Origin of the sequence: Bradyrhizobium vignae, assembly GCF_900324035.1 — a bacterium.
Classification (GTDB): domain Bacteria; phylum Pseudomonadota; class Alphaproteobacteria; order Rhizobiales; family Xanthobacteraceae; genus Bradyrhizobium; species Bradyrhizobium vignae.
In genome coordinates, this window is the sequence record NZ_LS398110.1 from 3,457,040 (window position 1) to 3,473,732 (window position 16,693).

Below are 16,693 nucleotides of genomic sequence, written 5' to 3' on the forward strand. Positions count from 1 at the left end.
GCTAGTCTCGCCGCAAACAATGGGAGGAAACCCGATGCCGTCAGCGTTCTTCATCGTCCGCGCCATCATCACCGATCCCGACAAGCGCGCCGCCTTCGACCGATGGTACGAGACGGAACATCTGCCCGATGCAGCGAAGGCGTTCGGCATAGCCAAGGCCTGGCGCTTCTGGAGCCTGGACGATCCTTCCCTGCACCAGGCGATGTATCAGTTCGATGACGAGGCCAAGCTGAATGCGATGCTGCAAGGTGATGCGCTACAAAGGCTCGTTGCCGACTTCAACCGCGACTGGCCCGACGTGAAGCGCTCGCGCGAGACGTTGGTGCTGGCGCAGGAGTTCGCGACGAGATCCTGTAGCCCGGATGAGGCGCAAGCGTAATCCGGGCGCTTCGCCTCTCGGCTTCATCGTGAATCTGAATATGCGATTCAGCTTCGGTTCATGTCGTCATCGCGACACTCCTTGTGCATCACTCTTACGATGATCCAAGAGGAAGAAGTCATGGAGCGCCGGAACTTTTTGAAACTTGCATTGGGGATGACGGCGGGCGCCGCCGCCTTCGCCGCGACCGCCGCGCAGGCCGCGCCGTTGTCACCGCAGCCGCTTGGTAATGCCGCCCGCACGCCGCAAGGCAGTCCCGACGTTCATCCTGCCGTCACGACCAGCGAGGAAGCCGCCAAGCTGACGCCTGAGCAGGTGCACTGGCATGGGCGCGGCCACCATTGGGGCTGGCGCCGCCGTCATTGGCGCCGGCATCACCGGCGCTGGCACCGCCGCCACTACTGGTAAGTTCGCCCCACGGCGGAAATTGAACGGGGATCGCAGCTGGCGATCCCCGTTTTGGTTCCAAGGCGCTCCAGTTCCACGGCGGATGGAATCGTCGGGAGCAATCTAAAGGAAATGGCCGCGCAAGCTTTCGCCGCGCGGCCACTCCGCAACGCAAATGGACGAGATCAGATCGGGCGGCAGCGGCCGGCGTACCAGCGGAAGCCGTAGGGGCACACGCGCGCGCGAGGCACAACGACGACCGGCGCCGGGGCGACCACCACGGGGGCGGGGCGAACGACGACCGCGCCGCGCATCGGACGGCAGCCGCCGCCATAGGGGCCGCGATACCAGCCCGGGCCGCAACCGCCGGCGGCGCTGGCCGCCTCGCTGAAACCGACGACCGCACTGGCGAGCATGACGGCCGCAAACAGGTATTTCATTGGATCTTCCTTCTTGTCCTTGAGGTCAGGCTTAGGGGCGCTTGCAGCGCAGGATGAATCAAGAGACACGATTCGACACGTTAAATCAGGGACCTGCCAACACGTCGCGAGCCAAGCCTGCCAATCACGATCTGAATGCGGCATGAACGTTCCACGCATCCTGCCTCAGACGATACGCATGTGGCGCTAGCGGCCGAGAAAGCCCAGCACCACCTCCCTGTACGTCTCCGGCGCCTCCAGGAAGACGAGATGGCCGGTGTCGGGAATGACTTCGGCCCGCGCATTCGGCATCTTCGCCGCCAGCGCCTTCGCCAGTTCGGCGTTCTGCCCCATCTTGGCCCGCAGCGCCTCCGGCGCGAGTGGTCGGCCCGGCGCGTTGTGATCGTCGGCCCCCATGATGAACAGCGTCGGCAACGCGATGAGCGGGATCTCGTGCGCCACCGGCTCTCGATAAATCATCTGGCCGGACGAGACGAAGGCGCGCAGCCAGCGCGGATAATCGGGACTGCCCTTGATGTTGAAGCGGGCATCGATGAACGGCGTGATCGCCTCAGGCGGCAGCTTGATCGCGTAATTGGTCTGGAGCTGCTTGCGATAGCCGTCGGCGGTGAGCTTGTCCTCGGTCTCCATCATCTTTTCGGTCGGCGTCGGCGGCACGTAGAGGCGGTAGTCCTCGAGGCCAATCGGCGCGGTCAGCACCAGATGGGCGAGGCGATCCGGATAGGCGCGGGCGATGCGCACGCCCAGCATGCCGCCGAGCGAATGCGCGACGATCTCGGCCTTGTCGATCTTGAGATGGTCGAGCAGCGAAATGGTGTTGCGCGCCAGATTGTCGAAATGCAGCTCGCTCTGCGGCTTGGAGGATTTGCCGAAGCCGACCTGGTCCGGCACCACGACACGAAAGCCGGCCTCGCTCAGCATCCTGATCACGGGTGCCCAATAGCTCGACGGAAAATTGCGCCCATGCAGCAGCACGACAGTGCGGCCGTTCGGCTGGGCGGCCGCCACGTCCATATAGGCCATGCTGAGCTGCTCGCCGTCGTTGACGACAGGCAAGAGGTGCACGGGGTAGGGATAGGCAAAGCCTTCGAGCGCGATGCCATAGGGTTCGCGCGGCGCGGTATCGGCGGCGTGTGTTGGGGGTGGGATTGTAACGAGGGCGGCAGCGAGCGCGGCTGGGAGGAGGCGGTTCATTCGAAATCCCGTGTTTGGCAACGTCGTTCCGGGGCGATGCGAAGCAGCGAACTCAGGTGCGCAATTGCGCACCTGAGAACCTCGAGATTCCGGGTCTGGTCCTTCGGACCATCCCGGAATGACGGTGGCCATAAAGACGTGGATGGCCGGGTCAAGCCGGGCCATAACGAGATCATCCAATCACACGCAAATGTGCGATCACAGGTGGAGTGCGTGATCAGTCCTTCCCATTCCCGAACAACGCGGCGAACTGCTTCTCGCCGGTGCGGGTGAAATTCACCACGCGGCTGCCGGGCGTGGCATCGCGGCAGGCCCATTTCAGCTCGGCGAAGCGCTGCATCAGGGCCGCGCCCAGCGTCCCGGCGAGATGGTGACGCCGCTCGCTCCAGTCGAGGCAGGCCTTGCACACCGGGCGGCGTGGGTGGCTGAGCATGTCGGGTGAGATCTGCAGATGTTTGGCAAGGAAGCGCTCGCCCTCAGTCGTGAGTTCGATGTCCTGTTTCCTCTGCCTGACCAGCTGCCGCTGGCGCAGGGAGTCCAGCATCTGCACGCCGAGATCGCCGGCGAGGTGGTCGTAGCAGATCCGCGCGCGACGCAGCGCAGGATCCTTCGGTCCGGTGCGCACGCGCATGTGGCCGGTCCGCGCGGCGAGGCCGGCAAGTCCCTCGAGCACCCCGGCGACGTCGTCGTCGGTGAGGCGATAATAGCGGTGCCGGCCCTGCTTCTCCGGCTCGACGAGGCCGCCGGCCTCGAGCTTCGAGAGATGCGAGCTCGCGGTCTGCGGTGTGATGCCGGCCTCCTGTGCCAGCTCGCTGGCAGTGAGCGCGCGGCCATTCATCAGCGCGGTGAGCATATTGGCGCGGGCGGGGTCGCCGACCAGGGAGGCGACCATGGCGATGTCGGGGCCTGATTTCATGCTTCGATGGTAGCCGAAGCATTGTGGTCAGGCAAGGGCGTAGCCTCTCACCAAGTCGTCATTGCGAGGAGCTCTTGCGACGAAGCAATCCAGAACCCTTTCCGCGGAGGGATTCCTGGATTTGCTTCGCTGCGCTCGCAATGACGATGTGGAAACAGAGGAGATCCCGCATGCCCGTCACCGTCTTCATCCGTTACCAGCTCGATCCCTTCAAGCGCTCGCAGTTCGAGGAATATGCGAAGCGCTGGCTCACCATCATCCCGAAATGCGGCGGTGACCTGATCGGCTATTTCATGCCCCATGAGGGCACCAACAACATCGCCTTCGCGCTGATCACCTTCGAGAGCCTGGCCGCCTATGAAGCCTATCGCGCGCGGCTGCGACAGGACGCCGAGGGCATGGCGAACTTCCATTTCGCCGAGGAGAACAAATTCATCCTCGCCGAAGAGCGCACCTTCCTGCGCAAGGTGGTATTGTAGCCGACCAACAGCAGGAGACGCCCATGATCGCCGTAATCTTCGAGGTCTGGCCCAAGCCGGAACACCGCCAGGACTATTTCGACCTGGCGGCCGATCTGAAGCCGCTGCTGCAGACCATCGACGGCTTCATCTCGGTCGAGCGCTTCGAGAGCCTGACCGAGAAGGGCAAGATCTTGTCGGTGTCGTTCTGGCGGGACGAGGCAGCGGTGGCGGCCTGGCGCAACACCATGGAGCACCGCCGCACCCAGGCAAAAGGCCGCGCGCAAATCTTCGCGGATTATCATTTGCGCATCGCCAGCGTGATCCGAGACTACAGCATGACCGACCGCGAGCAGGCCCCGAAGGACAGCCGCGCCGTGCACGATGCGCACTAGCGGACTTGAAACCGCGCGCCTATGTCTGCGCGGCCAACAAGGGAGAGAAACATGCATGTGACGACCGCTGACAAGCGCGCGACGTTCAGGAAGATGCACGAGAGCGGCTGCTTCATTTTGCCCAATCCGGTCGATGTCGGCAGCGCGAAAGCGTTGCAGCATCTCGGTTTCAAGGCGATTGCGTCATCGAGCGCGGGCTTTGCCTGGACCATCGGCAAGGCGGACAATCACGTCAGCGTCGAGGACGTCTGTCAGCATCTGGCAGCATTGAGTTCGGCCGTCGACATCCCCGTGAACGCCGATTTCGAGGGCGGCTTTGCGGTCGAGCCGGATAAGGTTGCCGACAATGTCGAGCGCTGTGTGCGCACCGGCGTCGCGGGCCTGTCGATCGAGGATTCCACCGGCGACAAGGACAAGCCGCTTTATGATCGCGCGCTCGCGGTCGAGCGCATCAAGGCCTCGCGCGAGGCGATCGGTGACAGCGGCACGCTGCTGGTCGGCCGCTGCGAAGCCTATCTCTGGGGCGTGACCGATCTCAAGCTCGTCATCGACCGCCTGACCGCTTATGCCGATGCCGGCGCTGACTGTCTGTACGCGCCGGGCCTGAAGAGCCGCGAGGACATCGTCGCGGTGGTGAAGGCGGTGCATCCAAAGCCGTTCAACCTTCTGATCGGCGCGTCCGGCCTGTCGCTGCGGGAGGCCGGAGATCTCGGCGTCCGGCGCATCAGCGTCGGCGGCTCGCTCGCCCGCGCTGCCTGGGGCGGCTTCATGCGCGCGGCAAAGGAGATGGCGGAGAAGGGCACGTTCGCAGAGCTCGGCAGCGGCTATCCCGGCGGTGAGCTCAACAAGATGTTCAGCTAAAGCATGATCCGGAAAAGTGCGAAGCGGTTTTCCGGAAAGATCATGCGTAAACAACAAGCTAAAGCGCGATGACGATTCATCCAAATCTCATCGCGCTTTAGGCAAGCGCATAGCTACGAAAACGAAAAGCGGCGGGATGTGAGGTCCCGCCGCTCCAGCTTGCGGCTGCTACTTCGCGCCGTCAGACGGAGTCTGCGTATCCGGGGCGGGCTTGCTCGGCGCAGCACCCGTGGTCACGCCCGGCTCGGTGTTGCTCCGCGGCGTCACGTCACGCATGCCGGGAGGGGCGGCCGGATTGGCGGACGGCGCCTGCTGCGCAGTCTGCGTTGACGGGGTATTGCCCGCCTGGTTGTTGGTGGTGGTGTTGTTCAAGCCGTAGAACACGGCGCCCAGCACCAGGGCGACCGCCACCGCAAACAGCGCGATCTTGCCGCTGGAGGCAGGGCCTTCGCCGAGCTCGGGATCGGCCTGCAGGTCGGCATCCCGGCGCACCGCGCGAGAATACTCATCGTCGGCGAGGTTCGGGCGGTACGGATCGTTGGGAAAACGGTCGTCAGCCATCGATTGGTTCTCCTCGGGTTATGACTTCGGGACAACCCTCAGCTGCGAGCTTCTGTTCCGCGCCACCCAATGCTTTCGTCGTATGTTGCTCTACTCTCGGGAATCGGGAACCTGTTCCGTCGGGAATCCCGCGCGTGAGTTCCATTGCGAGGAGGGGAACAGGGCGATGTGGAGCCTGCCGCCGACCGATACCGTGCTGCATTTCCTGTTGCTGGTTGCGGTGGCCGCACAGGGCATGACGGCTGCGCTCGCTGCCGGGCGTCGCAGCATGGATTGGTTAGGCGTCTGCTTCCTCGGCTGCATCACCGCGCTTGGCGGCGGCACGCTGCGCGATCTCTTCCTCGGACATTATCCGCTGGCCTGGGTCGCCAACCCCATTTATCTCGCGCTCGCCGGCGGCGCCGCCTTCGTCACCATTCTGATCGCGCGTCTCGTGCACCGGCTGAAGGTCGCCTTCATCGTGCTCGACGCGATCGGTCTCGTGATCTTCACCATGGCGGGCTGCGACGTTGCCTGGCAGATGGATGCGACGCTGCCCATCGTCATCGTCTCCGGCATGGTGACGGGCTGCGCCGGCGGCGTGCTCCGCGACGTGCTCTGCAACGACGTGCCGCTGCTGTTTCGCTCCGAGCTCTACGCCAGCGTCTCGGTGGTGACGGGGCTGTTCTATGCGACCGCGTTCGGCCTGCAGCTCAACGCGGAGCTCTGGACCATCCTGACCTTCGTCCTCGGCATCAGCTTCCGCCTGCTCGCGGTGCGCTACAAATGGGAGATGCCGAAGTTCGTGTTCACGGACAACGAGGAGCGGTAGCTCCATCCATGTCGTCGGGGCGGCAGCGGCGAGCTACTCCTCCTTCCTTGCCTTCGCTACCTGCGACGGCGTCACCAGCGGCGCGGCATTGCCCCAGGAATTGCGGATGTAGTTCGCCACCGCGGCGATCTCGCCGTTGGACAGATTGGCATAGCCCGGCATCTCGCCGGTGTTCGGCGCACGCGGCGTCGTCACGGTGTGGGCGCCGTCGAGGATGATGCGCAGGGTCGAGGACGGATTGATCGATTGCAGCAGCGCATTGCCCGGCAGCGGCGGATAGATTCGCGGGCTGCCCGTGCCGTCGGCCTCGTGGCAGGCGATGCAGAGCTTTGCGTAGACCGCCTGGCCGGCCTTCATCTCGGCTTCGTCCGGCGGCGTCACGATCGTCTCGCGTCGCGCCGGCGGCAGGCTTTTCAGATACAGCGCGATCGCACGAATATCGGCATCGCTCATCTTCGCCGTGGAATTGACGATCACCTCGGCCATCGGGCCGCCGGCATGGCTTTTCGCGTTGCGTCCGCTTTGCAGATACTCCGCGATATCAGCTTCGCTCCAGGATTTCAGCCCGGTGCGCGCAGCGCCATCGAGCCTTGGCGCGTACCAGCCGCCGACCTCGTTGCCCGAGAGCGCCTGGGCCTGCTTGTCGGCGCCAAAATAGTTCTTCGGCGTATGGCATGCGCCGCAATGGCCGAGACCGGTGACGAGATAGCCGCCTCTGTTCCACGCCGCGCTCTGGCTCTGATCCGGCTCGAACAGACCGGGCTTGAAATAAATGGCGTTCCAGATCCGCATCAGGCCGCGGTAGCCGAACGGCCAGCGCAGCTCCGGTGGCTTGTTGCCGCTCGCCACCGGTGCGAGCGTGCCGAGATAGGCGCGGACCGCCAGCGTGTCGTCCTTGGTCATCCGCGTGAAGTAAGGGTAGGGGAAGGCCGGATAATAGTTCGATCCATCCGGCGCGATGCCATAGCGCATGGCGCGGGTGAAGTCGGCATCCGTCCAGGCGCCGATCCCGGCATCGCGGTCCGGCGTCAGGTTCGGCGCATAGATCGCGCCGAAGGGGGTGTCGATGCGCTTGCCGCCCGCGAAGGGCCTTGCCGGATCAGCGGTGTGGCAGCCCGCGCAGCCGCCGGCCTCGACCAGCGCCTTGCCATAGGCGATCAGCTCTGGCGACGGCTCGGCGGCACGGGCCGCGCTTCCAATCGCACTGCACAACGCCAAAACCGCAAGAGCCAAGCCAGCCAGAATCGTCCGCATCGAAAGCCTCTCCTGCGACCAATCGACCCCACCTGCGTGAAAGGAGCATCAATTCATTTCGCGACGGCGGGGGTATGGTGACACAAATTGAAAATGCTCAGCGTGTTTCAGGCCACGAAATTGCGATTTTTACCCGAGGCTCCCTTTGGTCCAGATTTGTGATGCGGATCGTGAAATATCCGACATAGAGTGGCGGAAGTGGTCGGCGCGCCCTAGCTAAAAACAACGGGGATGCAACGGCTTAAGCGACGCTAAGTGACAAAGACCTGAACAGGGCGGTTAAAGAGGACAGCATGGGCATCAACCAGGGTCCGATCAGTCTCGATCAAAAATACACCCAGCAGACCGGACACGTCTTCACCACGGGCATCCAGGCCCTGGTGCGCCTGCCGATGGCCCAGATCCGGCGCGATCGCGCCAATGGCCTCAACACCGCCGGCTTCATCTCCGGCTATCGCGGCTCGCCGCTCGGCGGCTACGACCAGCAACTCTTCGCCGCCCGCAAGCATCTCGAGCAGTACAATATCAGGTTCCAGCCAGGCGTGAACGAGGACCTCGCCGCAACCGCCGTCTGGGGCTCGCAGCAGCTCAACCTCTCGCCGGGCGCCAAGTATGACGGTGTGGTCGGCATCTGGTACGGCAAGGGTCCTGGCGTCGACCGCTGCGGCGACGTGTTCCGCCACGGCAATGCCGCGGGCTCGGCCAAGAACGGCGGCGTGCTCTGCCTTGCCGGCGACGACCACGGCGCGAAATCCTCCACCGTCCCGCATCAGTCCGACCATGCCTTCATCTCGGCACTGATGCCCTATCTCTATCCGTCGAGCATCCACGAGATGATCGAGATGGGCCTGCTCGGCATCGCGATGTCGCGCTATTCCGGCTGCTGGGTCGGCATGAAGGTGATTACGGAGACGGTGGAGACCACCGCCGAGATCGACCTCACCGACGAGATGAAGCCCTTCATCATCCCCACCGATTTCGAGTTGCCGCCCGGTGGCCTCAATCTGCGCTGGCCCGACGACCGCTTCGAGCAGGACCGCCGCCTGCAGGACTACAAGGGCTTTGCCGCGATCGCCTTTGCCCGCGCCAACAAGGTCAACCGCGTCACCATGGACTCGCCGAACGCGCGTTTCGGCATCATGGCATCCGGCAAGAGCTACGAGGACGTGCGGCAGGCGCTGCGCGAGCTCGGGATCACCGAGGAGGTCGCCGCCAAAATCGGCCTTCGCCTCTACAAGATCGGCATGCCCTGGCCGCTGGAGCCGGAAGGCGTGCGCCAGTTCGCGGTCGGGCTCGAGGAGATCTTCATCGTCGAGGAACGCCGCGAGATCGTCGAGAACCAGGTCAAGCAGGAGCTGTTCAACTGGCGCGACGACGTTCGCCCGCGCATCGTCGGCAAGATGGACGAGCACGACAAGCGTTTCCTGACCTTCGCCGCCGAGCTCAGCGTCGCCTCGCTCGCGACCTCGCTCACCGAGCGACTGCTCCGGCTTAATCTCAATCCCGAGATCGCGGAGATGCTCCGCGCCAAGGCCGACTGGTTCAACGGCCGTCAGGCCACGCAAATGCAGGCGGTCGCACCCGTCTCCCGGACCCCGTATTTCTGCTCCGGCTGCCCCCACAATACATCGACGAAAGTTCCCGAAGGCAGCCGCGCGCTCGCCGGCATCGGCTGCCATTTCATGGCGCTGTGGATGGACCGCTCGACGGAGACGTTCACCCATATGGGCGGGGAGGGCGTGCCCTGGGTCGGCATCGCACCCTTCACCAACGAGAATCACATTTTCGCTAATCTTGGTGACGGCACCTATTTCCATTCGGGCATTCTCGCCATCCGCCAGGCGATCGCCTCCAAGGCCAACATCACCTACAAGATCCTCTACAACGACGCTGTGGCCATGACCGGCGGCCAGCGCCACGACGGCGATCTCTCGCCGCAGCAGATCACCCAGCAGCTCTATGCCGAAGGCATCCGCGAGCTCTATCTGGTCTCCGAAAACCCGGACGCTTATCCGGCCGATACCATCGCGCCCGGCGTCAAGAAGTATCACCGCGACGAGCTCGACAACGTCATGAAGATGTGCCGCGAGTTCAAGGGCACCTCCGCGATCGTGTTCGTGCAGACCTGTGCCGCCGAGAAGCGCCGTCGCCGCAAACGCGGGCTGATGGAGGACCCGGCGCGGCGCGTCATGATCAATCCGGCCGTCTGCGAAGGCTGCGGCGACTGTTCGGTGCAGTCGAACTGCATCTCGGTCGAGCCGCTGGAGACCGAGTTCGGCCGCAAGCGCGCCATCAACCAGTCATCCTGCAACAAGGACTATTCCTGCCTGAAAGGATTCTGTCCGTCCTTCGTCACCATCGATGGCGGCGCGCCGCGCCACCGCGCGCCCGCCGAACTCGTTGAGATCGGCGAGCTGCCCGAGCCGACATCGCGCCCGACACTCGACAAGCCCTATAACATCGCGGTCGGCGGTGTCGGCGGCACCGGCGTGCTCACCATCGGCGCGCTGCTCGGCATGGCCGCGCATATCGAGGGCAAGGCCTCGATGATCCTGGACATGTCGGGCCTCGCGCAAAAGGGCGGGGCGGTGCTCAGCCATGTCCGCCTGTCGGATCATCCGGCGGAAGTCACCTGCTCGCGCATCGTCACCGGCACCGCCGATCTCGTGCTCGCGGCCGACGAGGTGGTGGCGGTCGCCAAGGACACCATCACGCTCTGCGACACCAGCCGCACCCGCGGCATCATCAACAGCCACGTCATCCCCACCGCCGATTTCATCCTCAATCGCGATTTCAACTTCCAGACCCGCAAGCTCAATGCGGTGCTGGAGACGGCGCTGCACAAGGATTCCGTCTTCTTCGACTTCACCAAGCCGGCCGAGCAGCTGCTCGGTGATGCCATCGCCACCAACATGATGATGATGGGCTATGCCTATCAGAAGGGTCTCTTGCCGCTCTCTGCGGAAGCGATCGAGCAGGCGATCGAGGTCAACGGCGTCTCGATCAAGATGAACAAGGAAGCCTTCCGCCTCGGCCGCCTCGCGGTTGCCGATCCCAAGCGTCTTGCCGACATGCTGAAGGGAACGGACGAGGTGGCTGCGCCGAAGACGCTGGATGCCATGACGCTGGACGAGGTGATCGAGCATCGCGCCAAGCATCTCACCGCCTACCAGAATACCCGTCTCGCCAAGCGCTATCGCAAGCTGGTCGGTCAGGTCCGCGACGCCGCCGCGAAGGGCGGTTACGGCGATGCGCTGCCGCGTGCGGTCGCGGTGAACTACGCCAAGCTGCTGGCCTACAAGGACGAATACGAGGTCGCGCGCCTCTTCACCGACGGCGCCTTCGAGCAGCAGCTCCGCGACCAGTTCGAGGGCGATTTCAAGTTCAGCTTCAACCTGGCGCCGCCGATCCTGGCGTCCGGCGTCGACGCGCTCGGCCGCCCGAAGAAGCGCGCCTTCGGCCCATGGATGCTGAACGTCTTCCGCGTGCTGGCAAGGTTCAAATTCCTGCGCGGCACGCCGTTCGACATTTTCGGCCGCAGCGCCGACCGCAAGCTCGAGCGCGATCTGATCGCCGGCTACGAGAAGGACGTCGCCACTGTGCTCGGCCTGTTGTCGCCGGTCACGATCGATACCGCGGTCGAACTGCTCTCATTGCCCGACCGCATCCGCGGCTACGGCCCGGTGAAGGAGAAGGCGGTGAACGACGCCAAGGCCCGCTACGCCCAGCTCGCCGCCGATCTCGCAAACCCGCCGCCGGCGCCTCGGCAGATCGCGGCGGAGTAGGAAGGTCTCGCAGGGTGGGCAAAGGCGCAAGCGCCGTGCCCGCCACCTGCCATTGATCACGAAGAAGACGTGGGCACGCTTCCGTTTTGCCCACCCTGCGACACCATGCCTTGTGCTGCCCGCCGGGCAAAACACCCATACCGTAGGTCAATCCGTAACCGCAAAAATATTCCACTTTACCGAAATTCGGAATTGTCGTAACCCTCGCTCACCTCATCCCGGTCAGAGGGGCGTATCGCGATCGTCACGAAACGCGGGGTGAGCGGCGGTGGACGTGGACTGCGTCACGCGAGCAATTGTCTCGCGGCACGACGGGCGCGGTCTCGCGTACGGCAAAATCGTGTGGTCCTGACGCCCGGGGTCTGTGCGTCAAGTCTTGCGGTGATGTGGCGGCCCGACCGGGCACGTGCATCAGCCATCCGCAAGGCGACGGGGGCAATAGTGCATCGCTCCCCGAGGAGCAACTGTGTTGAAGTAGCCCGGCGATCGGCCGGCCTCAAGGCTGGCGCTGGCGCGCCACCGCCTCCGGCGGCTTCCGGCCTTGACCCCGTCCGCTCGCCGGTCTTCAGGGCGTGCAAGCGCTCGGCGGAAGCCGAGCGGAGTTGCTCACTTCGTACCGGCCGGCGTCCCATTTCTCGCCGCGTGCGATCATGACGTTCAGGATCACGATCAGCTTGCGCATGCAGGCGGTGAGCGCAACCTTCGGCTCCTTGCCTTTGGCGATCAGGCGATCGTAAAAGGCCTTGAGCACGGGGTTATGCCGGGTCGCGGCTCCCATGGACGCCATGTAGAAGACGTTGCGGACCTTGCGGCGTCCGCCCTGGATATGACGGACGCCCCGACGTTTGCCGCTGTCGTCGTCATAAGGCGCAGCACCCAGCAGGGCCGCGGCCACTTTGTTGCCTATCTGGCCGAGTTCCGGCATCGCCCCGATCAGTCCGGCGGATGTGCCCCCGGCAAGACCTGGTACGCTCTCGATGATCTCGGCGAGTTCGGCAAAACGCGGTGTGGTCTTGATCAGGGCTGCGATCGCTGCTTCCAGCTTGGCAATTTCGGCGGCGAGCCGCTTCAGCAGGCGATTTTGCATCTTCTGCACGACGTCAGGAGTGGAATGCTCCGTCCTGTTTCGCAAGCTCGTCTGCACGTCAATCAGAGCCTGGCGCGCACTCACGATCTGCGCCAGCTTCTCGCGTGCCGCATCGTAGGCTTGCCCCCTTGCCTCAATGAAGGTCTCGGCGAACCAGGCAATCATCTCCGCATCGATCGGATCGTTCTTGGCGAGCTGTCCAGCCGATTTGGCGAAGTTGCGCACCCGCTTTGGATCCACCACCAAGCCTTCGATACCATCCTGGCGTAGCACCTTGGCCCACTCCCGCTCATAACCACCGGAAGCCTCCATGGCGGCTTTGCCGACCTTGTGCTTGCGAAGCCAGCGGATCAGCGCTCGCCGACCTTCTGGGCTGCTCGCGAACGTCTGCCGTTGTGACAATGAGCGAATGCACACATCCACCTTGTCCTTGGCCACGTCGATGCCAGCGACAAGGACGTCGTTTTGTGCCATCATCTACTCTCTTCCTTGCTCGGTTCGGGCTCGAAGCCCATGCAACTGTTCGGGTTGAGGAAGACCACCGGATCTGTCCCTCGCTCCCCGACAGGCTCAAGGCCTTTGAGCACGAACGGGCTCAGATCCAGCGACGGGCGGTTTTGCGAGAACCGCCCGTTCGCACATTCTGGCAGATTTTCTGGACACAAGAGCATGACATAAGCCGTAAAGCCACTGCGCAGGGAAGGCCGGATGTTTGGCTTCACCTGTATGCCGCTGTGCATCTGTTCTTCGCGCATTCGCGCACAGCGGACCGTGGGTGCCCGGCCGGCACCCGGTCTTCCCCATAGGCGTTAAGTTTGTTCTTGAGTGTTGGAATCACACGTGATTCCAAGGCGGGATGGCAGACGAATCGCTTCTGAACGAGGACTGGACGAGAGTGGTTACGCAGCTCGGCGGGGCTGCGCAGCTTGAAATAAGTGCGCGCCAGACGAAGGCTTTCGTGCGGCGGCGCCAAATTCCAGATGCGGTGGCGTTACTTCGGCTGATGCTGGCCTATTGTCTGGGTGAAAGAGGGTTGAGATCGACAGCCGCGTGGGCCGCTTCTGTTGGCCTTGCCGACCTCAGCAGCGTGGCGTTGTTCTATCGCCTGCGTCAATGTGGCGATTGGTTTGCAGTGCTGGTGGAGGGCTTGCTCGCTGCGGCAGCCCCGAAAGCGAGCCGAGGCCGCCTGATCCGCATTATCGATGCGACGACAGTGCCTCAGGCAGGACCGGCTGCGCGCAGGAACAGTGAGCTTTGGCGCGTTCATAGTGCATTCGATCTGCCATATGAGCGCTTTGGTCACTTCGAGCTGACAGATCAGCAAGAAGGCGAAACGTTTGACCGGATACCGGTGGTCAAGAACGAGATCCGCATTGCTGACCGCGCTTATCTACAACCTGACCGCATCGCCGCTGTGCGCGACGCCGGGGCAGACGTTTTGATCCGAGCGGGCTGGAAGAACGCACGTTGGCTTGATGCCAAAGGCCTTGCGTTCGATCTGATGGCCCAATTGCGTGCGGCGAAGGCGCACGGACTGATCGATCGGAGGATTTGGATCAAACGCAAGGACGGTGCGCCTCTGGCTATGCGTCTGGTCGCAGTCAAGAAGCCCGCCGGTGCAGTCGCGGCTTCGCGCCGTAAAGCCCGGCGCGACGCACAAGACGAAAACCGCGTCATCTCCAAAGAAACTCTGGAAGTCGCGGATTGGGTCATTCTGGTCACGTCGCTCGCGCGGGACGAGTTCTCCACCAAGGATGTACTCGCGCTCTATCGACTGCGATGGCGCATCGAACTTGGCTTCAAGCGACTGAAGAGTCTGATTGGTCTCAAGACGCCACCTGGAACCGATCCGCGCTCCGCCAAGCCCTACTTGCTGGCACACCTCTTGATCATCCTGCTGCTCGAGCCGCTTGCCCGCGACTTCGAGGACTCTCCCCGCTGGACGCAGGCCGCCTGACGGCACCTGGCGCTTGGCGTGTTTTGCAACAACTCGTTGCATCCTTGCTACAAGCGATCATTCCACAACCAACCATCCGTTGCTTTCGCCGCAGAAAGCGAGCGCTTGGGCGGCACCTGCGCGAGCCTCCTCGAAAACGTCCGTATCAATCGATGCTCGCGCTACCTTAACGCCTATGCGGTCTTCCCTGCGCCCTCTGTTTGGAGGGGGAGCAAGACGGGAGCAAAACTCGGGCGACGTGAGCCGCGAGGCTGCGGGCGTGTGTCTGCGATTGAGCTGTGAGGGGAAAGAGCGATCCGCGAACTCCGTCATGGCGAGCGCAGCGAAGCAATCCAGAATCCTTCCGCGGAGGGACTCTGGATTGCTTCGTCGCCACCGCAAAATTGCTTCGCAATTTGTCGCGGGCTCCTCGCAATGACGACGCGGCACGCAGGTTCGCCTCCCATCCGGGGCCCGGATTTCGGATGTGCCCCAGTTGCGCCGACCCGCTGCCCTCTCGCGCGACGGAATATTTCCACGCTTGCCAATCAGGCCACCGCGGTTCAGAAAAAAGAGCCAAGAAGAAACGCGAGCGGAGACTCTGTTTTGACCATCAAGGGCAAAGCCTACATTGCCGGGATCTACGAACACCCGACCCGGCATGCGCCGGACAAATCCACCGCCCAGCTCCACGCCGAGGTCGCCAAGGGAGCGATCGAGGATGCCGGGATAAGCAAGGACGATGTCGACGGCTATTTCTGCGCGGGCGATGCGCCCGGCGGCGCCTGGCCGATGGTCGATTATCTCGGCCTGAACACCAAGAAGCTCCGCCACGTCGATTCCACCGAGACCGGCGGCTGCTCCTACATCATCCATCTCGGCCATGCGGCGGAGGCGATCGCGGCGGGCAAGTGCTCGATCGCGCTGATCACGTTGGCCGGCAAGCCGCGCACCGGCGTGATGCCGCCGCGCGCCGCCGGAGCCGAGGTCGATTTCGAGTCTGCCTACGGCGCAACGACGCACAATGCTTACGGCATGTGTGCCATGCGTCATATGCACGACTATGGCACCACCTCGGAGCAGCTCGCCTGGATCAAGGTCGCAGCCTCGCATCACGCGCAATACAATCCGCATGCGATGCTCAAGGACGTCGTCACGGTCGAGGACGTGCTGAACTCGCCAATGATCTCCGATCCCCTGCATCGCATGGATTGCTGCGTCGTTTCCGACGGCGGCGGTGCGCTGATCGTGACCACGCCGGAGATCGCGAAGAGCCTGAAGAAGCCGCTGGTCAGGTTGATCGGTCATGGCGAAGCCATGAAGGGCCCGCGCGGCGGCAAGGATCTCGATCTCACTTACTCCGCGGGCGTCTGGTCCGGCCCGCGTGCGTTCGAGGAAGCCGGGATCACGCCGAAGGACATCAAATACGCCTCGATCTACGACAGCTTCACCATCACGGTGCTGATGCAGCTCGAGGACCTCGGCTTCTGCAAGAAGGGCGAGGGCGGCAAGTTCGTCGCCGACGGGAACCTGATCTCGGGTGTCGGCAAGCTGCCGTTCAACACCGATGGCGGCGGCCTCTGCAGCAACCATCCGGTCAACCGCGGCGGCATGACCAAGATCCTCGAGGCTGTGCGGCAGCTGCGCGGCGAGGCGCATCCGAAGGTGCAGGTCAAGAACTGCGATCTCGCCATCGCCCACGGCACCGGCGGCCTTTTGGGCGTTCGCCATGCCGCCTCGACGGCCATTCTGGAGCGCGTGTGATGAGCGAAGTGAAAAAGTATCCGGCCCCCGTGACGAACCCCGAAACCGCCGCGTTCTGGGACGCGGCGAAAGAGGGCAAGTTCATGATCAAGCGCTGCACCGCCTGCGGCGAAGCGCATTACTTCCCGCGCTCGATCTGCCCGTTCTGCTACTCCGACAAGACGGTGTGGGAGCAGGCGTCCGGTGAGGGCACGATCTACACCTACAGCCTGATGCGGAAGTCGCCGACCGGGCCTTACGCCATCGGCTACGTCACGCTGAAGGAGGGGCCATCGGTGCAGACCAATTTCGTCGACTGCGATCTCGAGAAGCTCAAGATCGGCCAGAAGGTGAAGGTGGTGTTCAAGCCAACGGATGGCGCACCGCTGCCTTTCTTCACGGTGGCATAGGACGGTCCTCATCCTGAGGAGCTTGCGAAGCAAAGCGTCTCGAAGGATGGCCACGACAAAGAAGCGTTTCGGGCAT

The 16,693-nt window shown here is 63.6% G+C and carries 17 protein-coding genes; 10 read left to right on the forward strand and 7 right to left on the reverse strand.

Going from position 1 to position 16,693, the window contains the following annotated elements; genetic code table 11:
- Positions 1–34: 34 nt before the first annotated feature.
- Together BRAD3257_RS16765 and BRAD3257_RS16770 are read left to right on the forward strand one after the other, a co-directional pair.
- Positions 35–379, forward strand: a complete 345-nt coding sequence (locus tag BRAD3257_RS16765; protein ID WP_122402724.1) for a hypothetical protein — start codon at positions 35–37, stop codon at positions 377–379.
- A 120-nt stretch (positions 380–499) separates the two neighbouring features.
- Positions 500–787, forward strand: a complete 288-nt coding sequence (locus BRAD3257_RS16770; protein ID WP_122406605.1) for a twin-arginine translocation (Tat) — start codon at positions 500–502, stop codon at positions 785–787.
- Positions 788–951: 164 nt separating this feature from the next.
- On the opposite strand, the gene BRAD3257_RS16775 is transcribed toward BRAD3257_RS16770, so the two are convergent.
- From BRAD3257_RS16775 to BRAD3257_RS16785, 3 genes are all read right to left on the reverse strand, one after another.
- Positions 952–1,206 (reverse strand): GCG_CRPN prefix-to-repeats domain-containing protein, encoded by a 255-nt coding sequence (locus BRAD3257_RS16775; protein ID WP_122402725.1) that lies wholly within the window; start codon positions 1,204–1,206, stop codon positions 952–954.
- 186 nt (positions 1,207–1,392) lie between these two features.
- The gene (locus tag BRAD3257_RS16780; protein WP_122402726.1) at positions 1,393–2,400 is read right to left on the reverse strand and encodes an alpha/beta fold hydrolase; all 1,008 of its coding nucleotides are present in this window, start codon (positions 2,398–2,400) and stop codon (positions 1,393–1,395) included.
- Between the two features lie 217 nt (positions 2,401–2,617).
- Complete coding sequence (locus BRAD3257_RS16785) at positions 2,618–3,316, reverse strand: ArsR/SmtB family transcription factor (RefSeq protein ID WP_122402727.1); 699 nt, start codon at positions 3,314–3,316, stop codon at positions 2,618–2,620.
- A 170-nt stretch (positions 3,317–3,486) separates the two neighbouring features.
- On the opposite strand from BRAD3257_RS16785, the gene BRAD3257_RS16790 reads away from it, so the two are divergent.
- From BRAD3257_RS16790 to BRAD3257_RS16800, 3 genes are read left to right on the forward strand one after another with little or no spacing between them, the layout of a single operon-like run.
- Positions 3,487–3,795, forward strand: a complete 309-nt coding sequence (locus BRAD3257_RS16790; RefSeq protein ID WP_122402728.1) for an NIPSNAP family protein — start codon at positions 3,487–3,489, stop codon at positions 3,793–3,795.
- 23 nt (positions 3,796–3,818) lie between these two features.
- Entirely contained in the window at positions 3,819–4,169 is a 351-nt protein-coding gene (locus BRAD3257_RS16795; RefSeq protein WP_122402729.1) for an antibiotic biosynthesis monooxygenase family protein, read from the forward strand.
- Positions 4,170–4,220: 51 nt separating this feature from the next.
- On the forward strand, positions 4,221–5,030 hold the full coding sequence (locus BRAD3257_RS16800; RefSeq protein WP_122402730.1) for an isocitrate lyase/PEP mutase family protein: 810 nt from the start codon (positions 4,221–4,223) through the stop codon (positions 5,028–5,030).
- A 168-nt stretch (positions 5,031–5,198) separates the two neighbouring features.
- On the opposite strand, the gene BRAD3257_RS16805 is transcribed toward BRAD3257_RS16800, so the two are convergent.
- Entirely contained in the window at positions 5,199–5,591 is a 393-nt protein-coding gene (locus BRAD3257_RS16805; RefSeq protein WP_122402731.1) for a hypothetical protein, read from the reverse strand.
- A gap of 166 nt (positions 5,592–5,757) precedes the next feature.
- On the opposite strand from BRAD3257_RS16805, the gene BRAD3257_RS16810 reads away from it, so the two are divergent.
- The gene (locus tag BRAD3257_RS16810; RefSeq protein WP_122402732.1) at positions 5,758–6,402 is read left to right on the forward strand and encodes a trimeric intracellular cation channel family protein; all 645 of its coding nucleotides are present in this window, start codon (positions 5,758–5,760) and stop codon (positions 6,400–6,402) included.
- A gap of 33 nt (positions 6,403–6,435) precedes the next feature.
- On the opposite strand, the gene BRAD3257_RS16815 is transcribed toward BRAD3257_RS16810, so the two are convergent.
- Complete coding sequence (locus BRAD3257_RS16815; protein ID WP_122402733.1) at positions 6,436–7,656, reverse strand: cytochrome c; 1,221 nt, start codon at positions 7,654–7,656, stop codon at positions 6,436–6,438.
- A 293-nt stretch (positions 7,657–7,949) separates the two neighbouring features.
- On the opposite strand from BRAD3257_RS16815, the gene BRAD3257_RS16820 reads away from it, so the two are divergent.
- On the forward strand, positions 7,950–11,441 hold the full coding sequence (locus BRAD3257_RS16820; protein WP_122402734.1) for an indolepyruvate ferredoxin oxidoreductase family protein: 3,492 nt from the start codon (positions 7,950–7,952) through the stop codon (positions 11,439–11,441).
- 565 nt (positions 11,442–12,006) lie between these two features.
- Here the strand turns inward: BRAD3257_RS16820 and BRAD3257_RS16830 are convergent.
- Entirely contained in the window at positions 12,007–13,005 is a 999-nt protein-coding gene (locus BRAD3257_RS16830; RefSeq protein WP_122402735.1) for an IS110 family RNA-guided transposase, read from the reverse strand.
- Positions 13,002–13,283, reverse strand: coding sequence for a hypothetical protein (locus BRAD3257_RS16835; RefSeq protein WP_145987013.1), 282 nt, complete (start codon positions 13,281–13,283; stop codon positions 13,002–13,004). Before BRAD3257_RS16835 ends, BRAD3257_RS16830 begins: the two co-directional genes overlap by 4 nt.
- A 101-nt stretch (positions 13,284–13,384) precedes the next feature.
- Between BRAD3257_RS16835 and BRAD3257_RS16840 the strand changes: the two genes are divergently transcribed.
- The 3 genes from BRAD3257_RS16840 (at position 13,385) to BRAD3257_RS16855 (ending at position 16,617) form a co-directional block, all read left to right on the forward strand.
- Entirely contained in the window at positions 13,385–14,485 is a 1,101-nt protein-coding gene (locus tag BRAD3257_RS16840) for an IS4 family transposase (RefSeq protein WP_122402737.1), read from the forward strand.
- Between the two features lie 585 nt (positions 14,486–15,070).
- Positions 15,071–16,228 (forward strand): thiolase domain-containing protein, encoded by a 1,158-nt coding sequence (locus BRAD3257_RS16850; RefSeq protein WP_122402739.1) that lies wholly within the window; start codon positions 15,071–15,073, stop codon positions 16,226–16,228.
- The gene (locus BRAD3257_RS16855; protein ID WP_122402740.1) at positions 16,228–16,617 is read left to right on the forward strand and encodes a Zn-ribbon domain-containing OB-fold protein; all 390 of its coding nucleotides are present in this window, start codon (positions 16,228–16,230) and stop codon (positions 16,615–16,617) included. Before BRAD3257_RS16850 ends, BRAD3257_RS16855 begins: the two co-directional genes overlap by 1 nt.
- Positions 16,618–16,693 lie beyond the last annotated feature (76 nt).